The organism is Pseudomonas sp. SBB6 (genome assembly GCF_024213215.1).
GTDB lineage: Bacteria > Pseudomonadota > Gammaproteobacteria > Pseudomonadales > Pseudomonadaceae > Aquipseudomonas > Aquipseudomonas donghuensis.
Genome location: NZ_JANAVH010000016.1, coordinates 44158 through 62163 on the forward strand (window position 1 = coordinate 44158; position 18006 = coordinate 62163).

The window sequence follows — 18006 nt, forward strand, 5'->3', positions numbered from 1 at the left end:
CGGGCTGCAGGCACACAGATTTCCATTAGCCACGCCCGCAGACGCGGGCCAACGAAGAACTTTGAACCATGGCCACTATCCACGTAGACGGCAAAGAGCTCGAAGTCAACGGCGCAGACAACCTGTTACAGGCGTGTCTGTCGCTCGGCCTCGACATCCCCTATTTCTGCTGGCACCCGGCGCTCGGTAGCGTCGGCGCCTGCCGCCAGTGCGCGGTCAAGCAGTACACCGACGAGAACGACACCCGTGGTCGTATCGTCATGTCCTGCATGACCCCTGCCACCGATGGCAGCTGGATCTCCATCGAAGACGAAGAAGCCAAGGTATTCCGTGCCAGCGTCGTCGAATGGCTGATGACCAACCACCCGCACGACTGCCCGGTGTGCGAGGAAGGCGGTCACTGCCACCTGCAAGACATGACGGTAATGACCGGCCACAACGAGCGCCGCTACCGTTTCACCAAGCGTACCCACCAGAACCAGGAGCTCGGCCCGTTCATCTCCCACGAGATGAACCGCTGCATCGCCTGCTACCGTTGCGTGCGTTACTACAAGGACTACGCCGGCGGTACCGACCTGGGCGTGTTCGGTGCCCACGACAACGTCTACTTCGGTCGCGTTGAAGACGGCACCCTCGAGAGCGAGTTCTCCGGCAACCTCACCGAGGTCTGCCCGACCGGTGTGTTCACCGACAAGACCCACTCCGAGCGCTACAACCGCAAATGGGACATGCAGTTTGCCCCGAGCATCTGCCATGGCTGCTCCAGCGGTTGCAACATCAGCCCGGGTGAGCGTTACGGCGAACTGCGTCGGATCGAAAACCGCTTCAACGGTTCGGTCAACCAGTACTTCCTCTGCGACCGTGGCCGCTTCGGCTATGGCTACGTCAACCGCACCGACCGTCCACGTCAGCCGCTGCTGGCCGACGGCACCAAGCTGAGCCTGGATGCCGCCCTGGACAAGGCCGCGGACATGCTGCGCGGGCGCAACATCGTCGGTATCGGCTCGCCGCGTGCCAGCCTCGAAAGCAACTATGGCCTGCGCGAGCTGGTCGGCACCGAGCATTTCTACTCGGGTATGGAAGCCGGTGAGCTGGCCCGCGTACGCCTGGCCCTGCAAGTACTCAACGACAGCCCGCTGCCAGTCCCGACCCTGCGCGACATGGAAGACCATGACGCGGTGTTCGTCCTCGGCGAAGACCTGACCCAGACCGCCGCCCGTGTCGCCCTGGCCCTGCGCCAGTCGGTCAAGGGCAAGGCCGAAGCCATGGCCGATGCCATGCGTGTTCAGCCTTGGCTCGACGCCGCGGTGAAGAACATCGGCCAGCACGCCATGTACCCGCTGTTTATCGCAAGCCTGGCCGAAACCAAGCTCGATGACGTGGCCGAAGAGTGCGTGCACGCAGCGCCGGACGACCTCGCCCGCATCGGTTTCGCCGTGGCTCACGCCATCGACCCGAGCGCGCCGGCCGTCGAAGGCCTGGACCCCGAAGCCCTGGCCCTGGCCAAGCGCATCGCCGACGCCCTGGTTACCGCCAACCGTCCGCTGGTGGTTGCCGGTACCTCGCTGGGCTCCAACGCCCTGATCGAAGCCGCGGCCAACATCGCCAAGGCCCTGAAGCTGCGCGAGAAGAACGGCTCGCTGAGCCTGGTGGTCCCTGAGGCCAACAGCCTCGGCCTGGCCATGCTCGGCGGCGAGTCGATCGATGCCGCCCTGGATGCGGTGATCGAAGGCAAGGCCGACGCCATCGTCGTGATGGAAAACGATCTGTACAGCCGCGTCTCCGCTGCCAAGGTCGACGCTGCCCTGGCCGCTGCCAAAGTAGTCATCGTTGCCGATCACCAGAAGACCGCCACTACCGATCGCGCCCACCTGGTGCTGCCGGCTGCATCGTTTGCCGAAGGCGACGGTACCCTGGTCAGCCAGGAAGGCCGTGCCCAGCGCTTCTTCCAGGTGTTCGACCCTACCTACCTGGACAGCAGCATCCTGGTTCACGAAGGCTGGCGCTGGATGCACGCCCTGCGTGCCACCCTGCTCAACAAACCGGTCGACTGGACCCAGCTGGACCACGTCACCAGCGCCTGCGCCGCTGCCGCGCCGCAACTGACCGGCATCGTCAACGCCGCACCGTCCGCTTCGTTCCGCATCAAGGGCATGAAGCTTGCGCGTGAGCCGCTGCGCTACTCCGGCCGGACTGCCATGCGCGCCGACATCAGCGTGCACGAGCCACGTACCTCGCAAGACAAGGACACCGCGTTCGCCTTCTCCATGGAAGGTTACTCGGGCTCGGCCGAACCGCGCTCGCAAGTGCCGTTCGCCTGGTCGCCGGGCTGGAACTCGCCGCAAGCCTGGAACAAGTTCCAGGACGAGGTCGGTGGTCACCTGCGCGCAGGCGACCCGGGCACCCGCCTGATCGAAACCCAGGGCGACAAGCTGAACTGGTTCGCCAGCGTACCGGCGGCCTTCGCCCCGGCCCGTGGCACCTGGCAAGCAGTGCCGTTCTACCACCTGTTCGGCAGCGAAGAGAACTCCTCGCGCGCCGCCCCGGTGCAAGAGCGCATCCCAGAGGCCTACGTGGCCCTGGCCAAGTCCGAAGCCGACCGCCTGGGTGTCAACGACGGCGCCATGCTCAGCCTGAACGTGGCAGGCCAGACCCTGCGTCTGCCGCTGCGCATCAATGAAGAACTGGGCGCAGGCCTGGTTGCCCTGCCGAAAGGCCTGGCCGGCATTCCGCCAGCCATCTTCGGTGCATCCGTCGAAGGCCTGCAGGAGGCAGCACAATGACCTGGTTCACCCCTGAAGTGATCGATGTGATCATCACCGTCATCAAGGCCGTCGTGGTCTTGCTGGCCGTGGTGGTCTGCGGTGCGCTGCTCAGCTTCGTCGAGCGGCGCCTGCTGGGCTGGTGGCAGGACCGTTACGGTCCGAACCGCGTCGGCCCGTTCGGCATGTTCCAGATCGCTGCCGACATGCTGAAGATGTTCTTCAAGGAAGACTGGAACCCGCCCTTCGTCGACAAGGTGATCTTCACCCTGGCGCCAGTGGTGGCCATGAGCGCCTTGCTGATCGCCTTCGCGATCATCCCGATCACCCCGACCTGGGGTGTCGCGGACCTGAACATTGGCGTGCTGTTCTTCTTCGCCATGGCCGGTCTGTCGGTGTACGCCGTGCTGTTCGCCGGCTGGTCGTCGAACAACAAGTACGCCCTGCTCGGCAGCCTGCGGGCCTCGGCCCAGACCGTGTCGTACGAAGTGTTCATGGGCCTGGCGCTGATGGGCATCGTTGCCCAGGCTGGCTCGTTCAACATGCGCGATATCGTCGACTACCAGGCGCAGAACCTGTGGTTCATCATTCCGCAGTTCTTCGGTTTCTGCACCTTCTTCATCGCAGGCGTCGCCGTGACTCACCGTCACCCCTTCGACCAGCCGGAAGCGGAACAGGAACTGGCCGACGGTTACCACATTGAATATGCCGGCATGAAGTGGGGCATGTTCTTCGTCGGTGAATACATCGGCATCATCCTGGTCTCGGCGCTGTTGGTGACCCTGTTCTTCGGTGGCTGGCACGGTCCGTTCGGCATCCTGCCGCAGATCCCGTTCATTTGGTTCGCCCTGAAGACCGCGTTCTTCATCATGCTGTTCATCCTGCTGCGCGCCTCGATCCCGCGCCCGCGCTATGACCAGGTGATGGACTTCGGCTGGAAGTTCTGCCTGCCGCTGACCCTGATCAATTTGCTGGTGACCGCTGCGCTCGTGTTGCTCAACACGCCAGCTGTTGCGGCCCAGTGAGGATTTGACCCATGTTCAAGTATATTGGCGACATCGTTAAGGGCACAGGCACCCAGCTGCGCAGCCTGGTGATGGTGTTCTCTCACGGTTTTCGCAAACGTGACACCCTGCAATACCCCGAAGAGCCGGTCTACCTGCCGCCACGCTACCGTGGCCGCATCGTCCTGACCCGCGACCCGGATGGCGAAGAGCGCTGTGTAGCGTGCAACCTGTGTGCCGTGGCTTGCCCGGTCGGTTGCATCTCGCTGCAGAAAGCCGAAACAGAAGACGGTCGTTGGTACCCGGAGTTCTTCCGCATCAACTTCTCCCGTTGCATTTTCTGCGGCCTCTGCGAGGAAGCCTGCCCGACCACCGCGATCCAGCTCACGCCGGATTTCGAGATGGCCGAGTTCAAACGTCAGGACCTGGTGTACGAGAAAGAAGATCTGCTGATCTCCGGCCCCGGCAAGAACCCTGACTACAACTTCTACCGTGTTGCAGGTATGGCTGTTGCCGGCAAGCCGAAAGGCGCCGCGCAGAACGAGGCCGAGCCGATCAACGTGAAGAGCTTGCTCCCTTAAGGAAGAAAGATGGAATTCGCTTTCTATTTCGCATCCGGTGTCGCTGTGGTGTCCACCCTTCGGGTGATCACCAACACCAACCCCGTGCACGCCCTGCTCTACCTGATCATTTCACTGATCTCCGTGGCGATGACCTTCTTCGCCCTCGGCGCTCCGTTCGCCGGTGTTCTGGAAGTGATCGCCTACGCTGGCGCCATCATGGTGCTGTTCGTCTTCGTGGTGATGATGCTCAACCTCGGGCCGGCTTCGGTCGCCCAGGAACGTGGCTGGCTCAAGCCGGGCATCTGGCTCGGCCCGGTAGTGCTTGGCGCACTGCTGCTGGTCGAGCTGCTGTACGTGCTGTTCGCCAGCGAAAGCGGCGGCGGCATCGGCCACACTACCGTTGACGCCAAGGCCGTCGGCATCAGCCTGTATGGTCCTTACCTGCTGGTGGTGGAACTGGCCTCGATGCTGCTGCTTGCCGCAGCGGTGACGGCTTTCCACCTCGGCCGCAACGAGGCGAAGGAGTAATCACATGTCTGCAATTCCTCTCGAGCATGGCCTGGCAGTCGCCGGCATCCTGTTCTGCCTCGGCCTTGTCGGCCTGATGGTGCGCCGCAACATTCTTTTCGTGTTGATGAGCCTGGAAATCATGATGAACGCCTCGGCACTGGCGTTCATTGTCGCCGGTAGCCGTTGGGCGCAGCCGGATGGACAGATCATGTTCATCCTGGTGATCAGCCTGGCAGCCGCCGAGGCCAGTATCGGCCTGGCGATCCTGCTGCAGCTGTATCGCCGCTTCCACACTCTCGACATCGATGCAGCCAGTGAGATGCGCGGATGAACCTTATCTTCCTGACGTTCGTATTCCCCCTGATCGGCTTCCTGCTGCTGTCGTTCTCGCGCGGTCGCTGGTCCGAGAACCTGTCGGCGCTGGTCGGCGTCGGTTCGGTGGGCCTCTCGGCCGCCGTGGCCGCCTACGTGATCTGGCAGTTCAACGTCGCCCCGCCGGAAGGCGGCGCGTACAGCCAACTGCTGTGGCAGTGGATGTCGGTGGACGGCTTTACGCCGAACTTCACCCTGTACGTGGATGGTCTGTCGATCACCATGCTCGGTGTGGTCACCGGTGTCGGCTTCCTGATCCACCTGTTTGCCTCCTGGTACATGCGTGGTGAAGCCGGCTACTCGCGCTTCTTCGCCTACACCAACCTGTTCATTGCCAGCATGTTGTTCCTGGTGCTGGGCGACAACCTGCTGTTCATCTACTTCGGTTGGGAAGGCGTGGGCCTGTGCTCGTACCTGTTGATCGGTTTCTACTACAGCAACCGCAACAACGGTAACGCCGCACTCAAAGCCTTCATCGTCACCCGTATCGGCGACGTGTTCATGGCCATCGGCCTGTTCATCCTGTTCGCCCAGCTCGGCACCCTGAACGTGCAGGAGCTGCTGGTACTGGCACCGCAGAAGTTCCAGGCGGGTGATTTCTGGATGGTCCTGGCGACCCTGATGCTGCTCGGTGGTGCGGTCGGTAAATCCGCCCAGCTGCCGCTGCAGACCTGGCTTGCCGACGCGATGGCCGGCCCTACTCCGGTTTCGGCACTGATCCACGCGGCAACCATGGTGACCGCTGGCGTCTACCTGATTGCCCGTACCCACGGCCTGTTCGCCCTGGCTCCCGACATCCTGCACCTGGTCGGTGTGGTTGGCGGTGTGACCCTGGTGCTGGCCGGTTTCGCCGCCCTGGTACAGACCGACATCAAGCGTATCCTCGCCTACTCGACCATGAGCCAGATCGGCTACATGTTCCTGGCCCTGGGCGTTGGTGCCTGGGAAGGCGCGATCTTCCACCTGATGACCCACGCCTTCTTCAAGGCCCTGCTGTTCCTTGCTTCCGGTGCGGTGATCGTTGCCTGCCACCACGAGCAGAACATCTTCAAGATGGGCGGCCTGTGGAAGAAACTGCCATTGGCGTATGCCAGCTTCATCGTCGGTGGTGCCGCCCTGGCAGCCCTGCCGCTGCTGACCGCAGGTTTCTACTCCAAGGACGAGATCCTCTGGGAAGCCTTCGCCAGCGGCAACAACGGTCTGCTGTACGCCGGCCTGGTCGGTGCGTTCATGACCTCGCTGTACACCTTCCGCCTGATCTTCATCGCCTTCCACGGCGAAGCCAAGACCGAAGCCCACGCCGGCCACGGGATTTCCCACTGGCTGCCGCTGGGCGTGCTGATCGTGCTGTCGACCTTCGTCGGTGCCTGGATTCATCCACCACTGGCGGGCGTGCTGCCGCAGAGCGTCGGCCATGCCGGCGGCGAAGCCAAGCACAGCCTGGAAATCGCCTCGGGCGCCATCGCCATTGCCGGTATCCTGCTGGCCGCGGTGCTGTTCCTGGGCAAGCGTCGCCTGGTCACCGCGATTGCCGGCAGCGGCATCGGCCGCGTGCTGTCGGCCTGGTGGTTCGCCGCCTGGGGCTTCGACTGGATCTACGACAAGCTGTTCGTCAAACCTTACCTGCTGATCGCCCACATCCTGCGCAAGGATCCGGTTGACCGCAGTATTGGCCTGATTCCGCGTATGGCCAAGGGCGGTCATGCCGCCATGAGCAAAACCGAAACCGGTCAGCTGCGCTGGTACACCGCTTCGATCGCCGTAGGTGCCGTGCTTGTGCTCGGTGCCGTTGTAATGGCTGCGGTCTGATATGAACCTTGCGACTTTGCGAAAGGAATTGAGCCCGTCATGATTTTGCCTTGGCTGATCCTGATCCCCTTCATCGGCGGCCTGCTGTGCTGGCTGGGTGAGCGCTTCGGCGCCACCCTGCCACGCTGGATTGCGCTGCTGACCATGTCCCTGCTGCTTGGTATCGGCCTCTGGCTGTGGGCCAACGGGGACTACACCCTGGCCCCTGCACCGGGCGCCGCGCCTGAGTGGGCGGTCGAATTCAAAGTGCTGTGGATCGAGCGCTTCGGCATCAGCCTGCACCTGGCCCTCGACGGCCTGTCGCTGCTGATGATCCTGCTCACCGGCTTGCTGGGTGTGCTTTCGGTACTGTGCTCCTGGAAAGAGATCCAGCGTCACGTCGGCTTCTTCCACCTCAACCTGATGTGGATCCTCGGCGGCGTGGTCGGTGTGTTCCTGGCCCTGGACCTGTTCCTGTTCTTCTTCTTCTGGGAAATGATGCTGGTGCCGATGTATTTCCTCATCGCGCTCTGGGGTCACAGCTCCTCGGACGGCAAGAAGACCCGGATCTACGCCGCGACCAAGTTCTTCATCTTCACCCAGGCCAGCGGCCTGATCATGCTGGTGGCGATCCTTGGCCTGGTCCTGGTCAACTACAGCAACACCGGTGTGATCACCTTCGACTACACCCAGTTGCTCAAGGCCGAACTGCCGGCTGGCACCGAATACCTGCTGATGCTCGGCTTCTTCATCGCCTTCGCGGTCAAGCTGCCGGTGGTACCGTTCCACTCCTGGCTGCCTGACGCTCACGCCCAGGCACCGACCGCAGGTTCCGTCGACCTTGCCGGTATCTTGCTGAAGACCGCGGCCTACGGCCTGCTGCGTTTCGCCCTGCCGCTGTTCCCGAATGCCTCGGCCGAGTTTGCGCCGATCGCCATGACCCTCGGTCTGATCGGGATTTTCTACGGTGCCTTCCTGGCGTTCGCCCAGACCGACATCAAGCGTCTGGTCGCCTTCTCCAGCGTTTCGCACATGGGCTTCGTGCTGATCGGTATCTACTCCGGCAGCCAGCAAGCGCTGCAAGGTGCGGTGATCCAGATGCTGGCTCACGGCCTGTCGGCTGCGGCACTCTTTATCCTCGCCGGCCAGCTGTACGAGCGCCTGCACACCCGTGACATGCGTCAGATGGGTGGCCTGTGGCACCGCATCGCCTACCTGCCGGCCATCAGCCTGTTCTTCGCCGCCGCGTCCCTGGGCCTGCCAGGTACCGGTAACTTCGTTGGCGAATTCCTGATCCTGATCGGTAGCTTTGTCGCTTCGCCATGGGTCACTGTCCTCGCCACTTGCGGCCTGGTGTTCGGTTCGGTGTACTCGCTGATCATGATTCACCGCGCCTACTTCGGCCCGGCCAAATCCGATGAAGTCCTGGCTGGCATGGACACCCGCGAAATGATCATGGTGCTGGGCCTGGCTGGCCTGCTGATCCTGCTGGGCATCTACCCGCAGCCGTTCCTGGACACTTCTGCCGCCACCATGAGCGGTGTGCAGCAGTGGTTCGGTACCGCTTTCACTCAACTCGCTTCGGCCCGGTAAGAGCGCTATGGACCTGACGATTCAACACTTTATCGCGCTTGCGCCGCTGCTGATCACCACCATCACCACTGTCGTGGTGATGCTGGCGATCGCCTGGCGCCGCAACCACTCGCAAACCTTCCTGCTGTCTATCGTGGGCCTGAACCTGGCCCTGCTGTCGATCATCCCGGCCCTGAAGGTCGCGCCGCTGGCAGTCACCCCACTGCTGACCATCGACAACTTCGCCTGCCTGTACATGGCGCTGATCCTGGTCGCCACCCTGGCTTGCGTCACCCTCGCCCATGCGTATCTGGGTGATGGCGGCAAGGGCTACCCAGGCAACCGCGAAGAGCTGTACCTGCTGATCCTCATGTCGGCCCTGGGCGGCCTGGTACTGGTCAGCGCGCAGCACCTGGCAGGCCTGTTCATTGGCCTGGAGCTGCTGTCGGTACCGGTCTATGGCCTGGTGGCCTATGCCTTCTTCAACAAGCGCTCGCTGGAAGCCGGCATCAAATACATGGTGCTCTCGGCCGCCGGTTCCGCCTTCCTGCTGTTCGGCATGGCGCTGCTGTATGCCGACGCCGGCAGCCTGAGCTTCGACGGCATCGGCAAGGCCCTGGCAACCACCAGCATGCCGAGCATGATCGCCCAACTGGGCCTGGGCATGATGCTGGTCGGCCTGGCCTTCAAACTGTCGCTGGTACCGTTCCACCTGTGGACCCCGGACGTCTACGAAGGTGCTCCGGCACCGGTCGCCGCCTTCCTGGCCACCGCCAGCAAGGTTGCCGTGTTCGCCGTCGTGGTGCGCCTGTTCATGCTCTCCCCTGCTGCCAGCAGCGGCGTGCTGACCACCGTGCTGTCGATAATCGCTGTCGCCTCGATCCTGATCGGCAACCTGCTGGCGCTGACCCAGAGCAACCTCAAGCGTCTGCTCGGTTACTCCTCGATTGCCCACTTCGGTTACCTGCTGATCGCCCTGGTGGCAAGCAAGGGCCTGGCGGTTGAAGCCATCGGCGTGTACCTGGTCACCTACGTGATCACCAGCCTCGGTGCCTTCGGTGTGATCACCCTGATGTCGTCGCCATACAACGGCCGCGACGCTGACGCCCTGTACGAGTACCGCGGCCTGTTCTGGCGCCGTCCGTACCTGACTGCGGTGCTGACCGTGATGATGCTGTCGCTGGCCGGTATTCCGCTGACCGCAGGCTTCATCGGCAAGTTCTACATCATCGCTACCGGCGTCGAGTCGCAGCTGTGGTGGCTGGTCGGTGCCCTGGTGATCGGTAGTGCCATTGGCGTGTTCTACTACCTGCGCGTGATGGTCACCCTGTTCCTGATCGAGCCAAACCTGCGTCGCCACGACGCCCCGCTGAACTGGGAACAGCGCACCGGCGGCGTCATGCTGCTGGCCATCGCCATCCTCGCCTTCGTGCTGGGTGTGTACCCGCAACCACTGCTGGACATGGTTCAGCATGCCGGGCTGCAACTGATCGGTTGATCGATCTGGCTATGACAAACACCCCGCTTCGGCGGGGTGTTTTGTTTTCAGGCCGAAATCCTCATCGCGGGGCAAGCCCGCTCCCACTGGATGGGCTGCCCTGTAGGAGCGGGCTTGCCCCGCGATGATGCCACTGCATATCGATGACTGTGCTTCGTCTGATAGTTGCGACGTCAGATACCCGCTCACAGTCCCGGAACCCCCTCGATGCACCCCACCCTACCCCGCTCCGCCCTCGCCCTGCTAATCTCCTATGCCGCGTCGGCCCAGGCCAGCGATGGCATCGAACTCGGCCAGGTGCTGATCCAGGAACAGGAACACAGCGCGCTGCAAGACGCTCGCGATCGCCTGCAGCAGGTGCCCGGCGCCAGCAACCTGATCGACATGCAGCGAGTGGAGCAAGGCCGGGTCGCCAGCAACCAGGATGTGCTCGCCTACCAACCCGGGGTGTTCGCCCAGTCGGCCGGCAACGACGGTATCAAACTGTCGATCCGCGGTTCGGGTATCAACCGCGCACCCGGCGCCCATGGCTCTGGCGTGTACACGATGTTCGACGGTTTGCCGCTGACCGGCCCCGGCGGCACCCCCTATGAGCTGTTCGAGCCGCTGTGGCTGAGCCGCGCCGAGGTGCTGCGCGGAGCCAACGGTTTCGACAAGGGCTCCCTGGCCCTGGGTGGCGCCATCGATTACATCACCCACACCGGCCGCGACGCCGCACCGCTGCAACTGCGCTACGAGGTCGGCAGCCGCGGCTACGCCAAGCGCCAGATCAGTTCCGGCCAGGTACTGGGTGACCTGGACTACTACGTGGCGCTGACCGATTCGGAATACGACGGTTACCAGGACCACAGCAGTGGCAGCAGCAAGGGCATCGCCGCCAACGTCGGCTACCGTTTCAACCCGAACCTGGAAACCCGCTTTTACCTGCGCTACCGCGAAACCGAGAACGATCTGGCCGGACGCTTGACCCAGGAGCAGATCAAGCACGACCCGCGTGCGGCCAACCCGGCCTACCTGACACGTGATGACAGCCGTCCGCAGCCGGGCAGTACCTGGCTGGGAAACAAGACCACCTTTTATCTCGATGACGATTCGCAACTGGAAGCAGGCCTTGTCTATCACGACTATCCGATGGATCTGCGTGAAGGCCCAATGCGCCTGAAGGTCGCCTACACCGACGTCAGCGGCACCCTGAATTATCAGCGCCGCCATACCCTGTTCGGCCACGCGAGCAAAACCACCATCGGCTGGCGTACCACCAAGCACCTGCCCAACAGCGGTGCTTCGCAATACTCGCGGGTCAATGGGGTATTCGGTGCGAAAACGCGAGATTTCACCTACCAGGGTTCGGACAGCGTCCTGCAGGTTGGCAACGAACTGAAACTGATCCCGGACCTGTGGCTGACCAGCGGCCTGGCAGCGATCTACACTCGTCGCGAAAGCGCGGTGACCTATCCGGACAACGGCGGCAAGGTCAGCCAGAGTGACTGGGACTACGCACCGCGCCTGGGTCTGCGCTATGACATCAGCCCGCAGTTGCAGGTCTATGGCAACCTCAGCCGCTCGGTGGAGCCGCCGCACCCGTGGTCGCTGATCTGGAGCTCGACCAGCGCCACGCAACCTATCGAAATGCACAACCAGACCGCCACCACCCTGGAACTGGGTGCCCGCGGCGAGTCGTCCATCGGTCGCTGGGACCTGGCCTGGTACTACTCGAACGTACGCCATGAGCTGCTGGCCGTGGAGATCGTGCAAGGTCAGCCCGCCAAGGAGTTCAACGCCAGCCCAACCGTGCACCAGGGCATCGAGGCCGGGCTCGACAGCCTGCTCTGGGAACGCGACGGCGTCGGCAAGCTGTCCCTGCGCCAGGCCTACACCTTCAGCGACTTCCACTACCGCGACGACGATACGTTTGGCGACAACCGTCTGCCGGGCATCCCCATGCACTACTACCAGGCCGAGCTGCGCTTCGACCTGCCAAGCGGCCTGTATGCAGGGATCAACACGCAGATGGCGTCCAAGGTCCAGGTCGACTACGCCAATAGCTACCCCACCGACGCCTATGCCATTCTCGGCGCCACCCTGGGCTACAACTCGCCGAAACAGGACTGGCAAACCTGGCTCGACCTGCGCAACCTGACCAACAAGCGCTACGCCGCCACCGTTACCCCGGGCTACGACGACAAGGGGGCGGACGTCGCCCGCTCGACCCCGGGCGAAGGCTTCGGCGTCTACGCCGGGGTGTCGTACAGCTTCCGCTAACTGGGCAATTGCACCTGCGGTTTGGTCGAGACGAAGATCGCCCAGCTGGAGATGAACAGCGCGGCGATCAGCGGGCCGATGACAAAGCCGTTGAGGCCGAATACCGCCAACCCGCCAAGGGTGGACACCAGGATCAGGAAATCGGGCATCTTGGTGTCCTTACCCACCAGGATCGGGCGCAGCACGTTGTCCACCAGACCGATCACGAACACACCGTAGGCCGCCAGCACCGCGCCTTGCCAGAACGCACCGGTGGCGACGAAATACACCGCCACCGGCGCCCAGACGATCCCCGCGCCCACCGCTGGCAGCAGCGACAGGAAGGCCATCAGTACCCCCCAGACCAGGGCACTGGGGATGTCGAGAATCCAGAAGATGATGCCGCCCAGGGCGCCCTGGGTCACCGCCACCAACAGGTTGCCTTTGACCGTGGCGCGCACCACGCGGTTGAACTTCAGTTGCAGGCGACGCTTCTGCTGCTCGGCCAGCGGCACCGCCGTGCGGACCTTGCGCACCAGCTCGGCGCCGTCACGCAAGAAGAAATACAGCAGGTAGAGCATGACGCCGAAGCTGACCAGAAAATCGAAGGTGCCCTGGCCAAAACTGAAGGCCTGGGTGGCGAAGAACTGGCTGCCCTGCATCGCGCCCTTGGCAATCTTGTCGCGCAGGCCGGCCAGGTCGCCCATGCCCATGCGCTCAAGGAAGTTCTGCGCGAAGGCCGGGAGGATGTTCTTGAAACGTTCGATGTAACCGGCCAGGTCCAGCTCGCCGCTCTCGATGTTCTTGTACAGCGCAGCGCCTTCCTGCACCAGCAGGGTACTGATGATGATCACCGGCAAGATCGCGATCACCAGGCAGATGAACAGGGTCAGCCCGGCCGCCAGGTTGCGCCGCCAGCCCAGGCGCGCCAACAGACGGCGTTGCAGCGGGGCGAAGACGATACCGAGGATCACCGCCCAGAACACGGCGCCATAGAACGGCAGGAGAATCCAGACAAAGGCGATGGTCACCAGCACCAGCAGCGCCAGTAACGCCTTGTGTTGCATGACGGTTTCGTTCATGTGCGCTCCTTGTGCGTTCTATTCGTTAGTGCGCCGGGCAGTGGTAAAAGTGCCATTGATGCAGATCAATAAAAAATCGCCACAAGCGGCGTAGCATCCGCGCCTTTTGCCGCGACCCGATCATGACCCTTCTCGCCAAACCCGAACTGCTCGCCCCCGCCGGCTCGCTGAAGAACATGCGCTACGCCTTCGCCTACGGTGCCGATGCCGTGTATGCCGGGCAGCCGCGCTACAGCCTGCGCGTGCGCAACAATGAATTCGATCACGCCAACCTCGCGCTGGGCATCAAGGAAGCCCAGGCGCAGGGCAAGCGCTTCTACGTGGTGGTCAACATTGCCCCGCACAACGCCAAGCTCAAGACCTTCTTGAAGGACCTGGCGCCGGTGATCGACATGGCCCCGGACGCGTTGATCATGTCCGACCCGGGCCTGATCATGCTGGTGCGCCAGCACTTCCCGCACATGCCGATCCACCTGTCGGTGCAGGCCAACACGGTGAACTGGGCCAGCGTCGAGTTCTGGCGCAGCCAGGGCCTGACCCGGGTGATCCTGTCGCGCGAGCTGTCGCTGGAAGAAATCGAGGAGATTCGCCAGCAAGTGCCGCAGATGGAGCTCGAGGTGTTCGTCCACGGCGCCCTGTGCATGGCCTACTCCGGCCGCTGCCTGTTATCGGGCTACCTCAACCGCCGCGATGCCAACCAGGGCAGCTGCACCAACGCCTGCCGCTGGCAGTACAAGGCCACTGCGGCCCGCGAGAATGTCACCGGCGAAATCGTTCGCGAAGTAGAACCGACCCTGGGGCTCGGCGCCCCCACCGAGCAGGTGTTCGTGCTGCAGGAAAGCAACCGCCCCGATGAAGACATGCCAGCCTTCGAAGACGAGCACGGCACCTACATCATGAACGCCAAGGACCTGCGGGCGGTGCAGCATGTCGAGCGGCTGACGCACATGGGCGTGCATTCGCTGAAGATCGAGGGCCGGACCAAGTCGCACTTCTACTGTGCACGCACCGCCCAGGTGTATCGCCAGGCCATCGACGATGCCGTGGCCGGGCGCGCGTTCGACCGCAACCTGATGCTCAACCTCGAATCACTGGCCCAGCGTGGTTATACCGAGGGTTTCTTGCGCCGGCATGTGCATGACGAGTATCAGAACTACCAGCGCGGCAACTCGGTGTCCGAGCGCCAGCAATTCGTTGGCGAGCTGAGTGGCGAGCGGGTCAACGGCCTGGCTGAAGTGCGGGTGAAGAACCGCTTTGCGGTCGGTGATCATCTGGAACTGATGACGCCGAAAGGTAACTACCACTTCGACCTGCATCAGTTGCGTGATCGCCAGGGCGGCGCGATCGAGGTGGCGCCGGGGGATGGGCATACGGTGTACCTGCCAATCCCTGAGCAGGTCGACTTGGCCTTCGGCTTGCTGCTCAGGGATTTGATTCATTGAATCAAGGCGCAGACTTCGCCAGCGCCGCCCCCTCAACCTCGTGAATCACCTGCAAGCGATACTGCGGATCGGCCTTGATCTGCGCCTCGGTGAACGGAATCACCTGCCACTGCTTGGCCGAAAACGCCCGGGTCTGGTCGCCGGCATGGGCCGAACCTGCTTCACTGGACTCCGAGAACGCCAATATCCCCTGGGCATGCGGGCCCTGGTCATCGAAGGTCACCAGTTGCAGGTAGCTGGTGCCGCTGACCACCAGGCGCTTGCCCGCCGCCACCGGCACGCTCTGGATGGCGTTGTATACACCAAGGCTGGCCGGCCCGCCATGAATCGGCGTGCCATCAGCCGCTTGCTGGATCTGCCCCCAGCGCACGTCCTCGGCGACACCGGCTTTGCTCACCTCGGCGATTGAAGCCAGGGCGGCCTCACGCAGGGCGTTGGCCACTTCAGGTTGATCGATGGCCAGGCCCCGCGGGGTGTGCTGCGGGTCGGCCGGATCGAAGCCGACCCGCCAGATGTCCTTGCGTCCCTGCAACGCCTGCATGATGCGTTGAAAGTGCACCAGGCCAAGACCACTGTCGAGGTTGGCGCGTTGGTCCCAGGCCTTGAGGCTGGCGCACAGCACACTGAGCTGGGCATCGGCCGCTTGACCGGCGCACCACTTGAGCAGGTCGGGCATGACCAGTTCGGCGAGATAAACCTGGTTATCCATGACCATCTGCTGCAGGTCCGCCTGGCTGATCTTGCCCTTCTCGCTCAGGCTCGCCAGGCGCTGCAAGGCAAAGCGGCTGCGCGGGCCCAGGGGCTGCCCCTCGCGGCTGATCAACGGCGAGTAGCCCTGCAACGGTTTGGCCGGGTTGACCATCCAGGCCGAGTCGTTGGAGTGCTGGACGAAGTCGCTACGGCTCAGGCTCGGCTGCAGTTGCGCAGGGAAGATACCCGCCTGCGCGGCACGCGGGTCGATCTTCCAGTTGCAGGCACTGCGCGAGCCGTCGAGCACGATCATTTCCTGGCCGGCAGCCGGGTCGCTGCACTGGGTCAGCAGAGCAGCGTCGACGTACGGTACCACCGACTGGTTCAGGTACAACGCCTGGCCCTTGGCGTCCACCGCCAGGGTGTTGACCCAAGGGATGCCCTGCAGGCGCTGCACCGAAGCCTGCAGGCCTTTCAGGCTGTCGGCGCGGTTCAGCGCATCCCACTGTTCCAGCACCCGGGTGTTGTCGAGGTTGGCGTCACGCAGGCTGAAGGCGTACTGCCTGTTCCAGTCCAGGCGCCCCGGCCACTGTACGATCGGGCCGAACACCGAGCTGTAAACGTCGCGGATCACCGGCGTGAGCTGGCCGTCCTCGCCCTTGACCGTCACGCTCAGGCGCTGGTGGGTCAAGGCGAGCGACTTGCCGTCGAGCAGGTAGCGGGTCGGGTCCTTGGGGTCCAGCTCCAGCCGGTACAGGGTGAAATGCTTGGAGGTGTCGACCGTGTGGGTCCAGGCCAGATGGCGGTTGAACCCGATATTGATCAGCGGCAACCCAGGCAAGGCTGCGCCCATGACATCGAGCGTGCCCGGCAGGGTCAGCTGCATCTGATAAAAACGCATGCCGCCAGCCCAGGGAAAGTGCGGGTTGGCCAGCAGCATGCCGCGGCCATTGAACGAGCGCTCGGCACCGATGGCCAGCGCGTTGCTGCCGCGCTCGACGGCAAATTGTTCCTGGCGTGCCTGGGCAACGCTGAGGTCGGGGCGCAGCTGGGCGACGACATTCGGCGGCGTTGCCCCGGCCAGGGCTTCGGCAAACTGGCCGACGCCGCCTTCGACCAGCAAGCGACGGGTCAGCTTGACCAGATCGAGGGTGGTGATCGGCCGCAGCCACTCAGCCTGCAGGCATTGCGCGCCCTGCCCCTGGGCCTTGAGCTCGGCCAGCGCGCGGTTGTAACCCTTGGCATAGCCTTCCAGCCGTGCGCGCATGGCCGCCGGTTGCGCCTGCCAGAAGCCGAACACGGCGGTTGGCGTGTTCAGCCAATTGAAGAACAGGTCGCTGGGCAGGTTTTCGCGCTGCTCGAAGGTGCGCTGCCTGGGGCCGAAGTAACGCGAACGCTCGCCGTTGACGGTGACCACTTCGTTCGCCAGCAGGCACAGGTTGTCCTGCGCATAGGCATAGCCAATGCCGTAGCCCAGGCCCTGTTCGTCCTTGGCCAGAATATGCGGCACACCAAAACTGGTCCGGCGGATCTGGGCAGACGCATCGCCCGCTGCTACGCGCGCCTGGGCGGGAAGGCTGAGGCCGGCGAGCAGCCCGACCACACAGAGGGTTGCAAAAGGACGAGGCTTGATCACGCGTACTCCGGCTCAATCAGGGGAAAGGTCACTCTGACTGAACGAATTTCTGCGGAAAAATTTACTGGATTGGCCCGGTCAAAACGTCATTTGAGGGTGAGCTTGCAGTTTTTTTTTGTCAGGTACTGCAGTTTTGCCGCGCTCATTCGTCTTATAGGTATAGGCAAACACTTTTGCTTATCTGGACAGACCATGAAATGGAGCATTCACATGTACAACCAGCAACATTCAGCGGCAATAGCTGAGCCTGGACGCACAAATAACCAACCTGTGACTGAAAATACCGAAGCCGGCGAAAATGAGCGCCCCGGCAATGAGCACATCCGCGAATTGCTCAAGGCCTTTGGCCTGCGCACCAGCCTGATTCGCCTGAAAGTCATCGATGCCTTGCACATGGCCGATCGCAACGGTCGCAGCATTGGTGTACGCGGCGTGCACAGCCAGCTCGAACAGTTGGATATCCCCCTGTCATTCCTCAGCGTTCGCGAAGTACTCAAGCGTTTGTGCGCCGAAGGCGTCATCAGCCTTGGCAGCGACAAGTGCTACAGCCTCAATCCCCAGGCCCGTGCCGTGCTGGAGCAAGCCAGCTCACGTTGAGCGACCGGCCGGCCCATAGCCGGCCGCGCTTAAGCCCTCAGGGTTTGACCTTGCGGCGCATGACGCCATTGATCACCACCACTGCCACCGCCACACCGATGGCGATGTACTGGAACACCTGCTCGCTGATCGTCCCCTGTTTTTGCAGGTAGGACAGTCCGAGCATGATCCCCAGCACCAGCAGGGAGATCAGGATGGAGTATTTCAGGCGTTGACCTTGCGTCATTGGTAGTTCCTTGCGACATCGGC

Annotated in this window: 14 protein-coding genes; 11 read left to right on the plus strand and 3 right to left on the minus strand. The window is 63.1% G+C overall.

All coding sequences use genetic code 11. From position 1 onward, the window contains the following. Nucleotides 1–68: 68 nt before the first annotated feature. The 9 genes from nuoG (at nt 69) to NLX68_RS24005 (ending at nt 12331) form a co-directional block, all read left to right on the plus strand. Complete coding sequence (nuoG, locus tag NLX68_RS23965) at nt 69–2783, plus strand: NADH-quinone oxidoreductase subunit NuoG (RefSeq protein ID WP_254286104.1); 2715 nt, start codon at nt 69–71, stop codon at nt 2781–2783. Beyond that, on the plus strand, nt 2780–3787 hold the full coding sequence (nuoH, locus tag NLX68_RS23970; protein WP_036994526.1) for an NADH-quinone oxidoreductase subunit NuoH: 1008 nt from the start codon (nt 2780–2782) through the stop codon (nt 3785–3787). Before nuoG ends, nuoH begins: the two co-directional genes overlap by 4 nt. An 11-nt stretch (nt 3788–3798) precedes the next feature. Continuing rightward, nucleotides 3799–4347 (plus strand): NADH-quinone oxidoreductase subunit NuoI, encoded by a 549-nt coding sequence (nuoI, locus tag NLX68_RS23975; protein WP_009400993.1) that lies wholly within the window; start codon nt 3799–3801, stop codon nt 4345–4347. A gap of 9 nt (nt 4348–4356) precedes the next feature. Then, a complete protein-coding gene (gene nuoJ / locus NLX68_RS23980; protein WP_010220408.1) occupies nt 4357–4857 on the plus strand; it encodes an NADH-quinone oxidoreductase subunit J in 501 nt (166 codons plus the stop codon). Between the two features lie 4 nt (nt 4858–4861). After that, nucleotides 4862–5170, plus strand: a complete 309-nt coding sequence (gene nuoK, locus NLX68_RS23985) for an NADH-quinone oxidoreductase subunit NuoK (RefSeq protein WP_010220409.1) — start codon at nt 4862–4864, stop codon at nt 5168–5170. Continuing rightward, nucleotides 5167–7020 carry an NADH-quinone oxidoreductase subunit L gene (nuoL, locus tag NLX68_RS23990; RefSeq protein ID WP_254286105.1) on the plus strand — a complete coding sequence of 618 codons (1854 nt, stop codon included), beginning with the start codon at nt 5167–5169 and terminating at the stop codon, nt 7018–7020. The genes nuoK and nuoL overlap by 4 nt, the downstream gene beginning before the upstream one ends. 39 nt (nt 7021–7059) lie before the next feature. Then, nucleotides 7060–8592, plus strand: coding sequence for an NADH-quinone oxidoreductase subunit M (gene nuoM / locus NLX68_RS23995; protein WP_010220412.1), 1533 nt, complete (start codon nt 7060–7062; stop codon nt 8590–8592). A 7-nt stretch (nt 8593–8599) separates the two neighbouring features. Continuing rightward, entirely contained in the window at nt 8600–10069 is a 1470-nt protein-coding gene (gene nuoN / locus NLX68_RS24000; RefSeq protein WP_254286106.1) for an NADH-quinone oxidoreductase subunit NuoN, read from the plus strand. 207 nt (nt 10070–10276) lie between these two features. Then, nucleotides 10277–12331 (plus strand): TonB-dependent receptor, encoded by a 2055-nt coding sequence (locus tag NLX68_RS24005; protein ID WP_254286107.1) that lies wholly within the window; start codon nt 10277–10279, stop codon nt 12329–12331. On the opposite strand, the gene NLX68_RS24010 is transcribed toward NLX68_RS24005, so the two are convergent. Further along, nucleotides 12328–13392 carry an AI-2E family transporter gene (locus NLX68_RS24010; RefSeq protein WP_254286108.1) on the minus strand — a complete coding sequence of 355 codons (1065 nt, stop codon included), beginning with the start codon at nt 13390–13392 and terminating at the stop codon, nt 12328–12330. The two genes, NLX68_RS24005 and NLX68_RS24010, sit on opposite strands and share 4 nt — an antisense overlap. 122 nt (nt 13393–13514) lie before the next feature. Here NLX68_RS24010 and yegQ point away from each other — a divergent pair, with 122 nt between their 5' ends. Continuing rightward, nucleotides 13515–14834 (plus strand): tRNA 5-hydroxyuridine modification protein YegQ, encoded by a 1320-nt coding sequence (gene yegQ, locus NLX68_RS24015; protein ID WP_254286109.1) that lies wholly within the window; start codon nt 13515–13517, stop codon nt 14832–14834. Nucleotide 14835: 1 nt separating this feature from the next. Here the strand turns inward: yegQ and NLX68_RS24020 are convergent, their stop codons facing one another. Then, entirely contained in the window at nt 14836–17160 is a 2325-nt protein-coding gene (locus NLX68_RS24020) for an acylase (protein WP_367949544.1), read from the minus strand. A 270-nt stretch (nt 17161–17430) separates the two neighbouring features. Between NLX68_RS24020 and NLX68_RS24025 the strand changes: the two genes are divergently transcribed. Beyond that, nucleotides 17431–17757: a fe2+ zn2+ uptake regulation protein gene (locus NLX68_RS24025; RefSeq protein WP_254286110.1), complete on the plus strand. Its 327-nt coding sequence runs from the start codon at nt 17431–17433 to the stop codon at nt 17755–17757. A gap of 37 nt (nt 17758–17794) precedes the next feature. Here the strand turns inward: NLX68_RS24025 and NLX68_RS24030 are convergent, their stop codons facing one another. Further along, complete coding sequence (locus tag NLX68_RS24030) at nt 17795–17983, minus strand: hypothetical protein (protein WP_010220419.1); 189 nt, start codon at nt 17981–17983, stop codon at nt 17795–17797. Nucleotides 17984–18006: the final 23 nt, after the last annotated feature.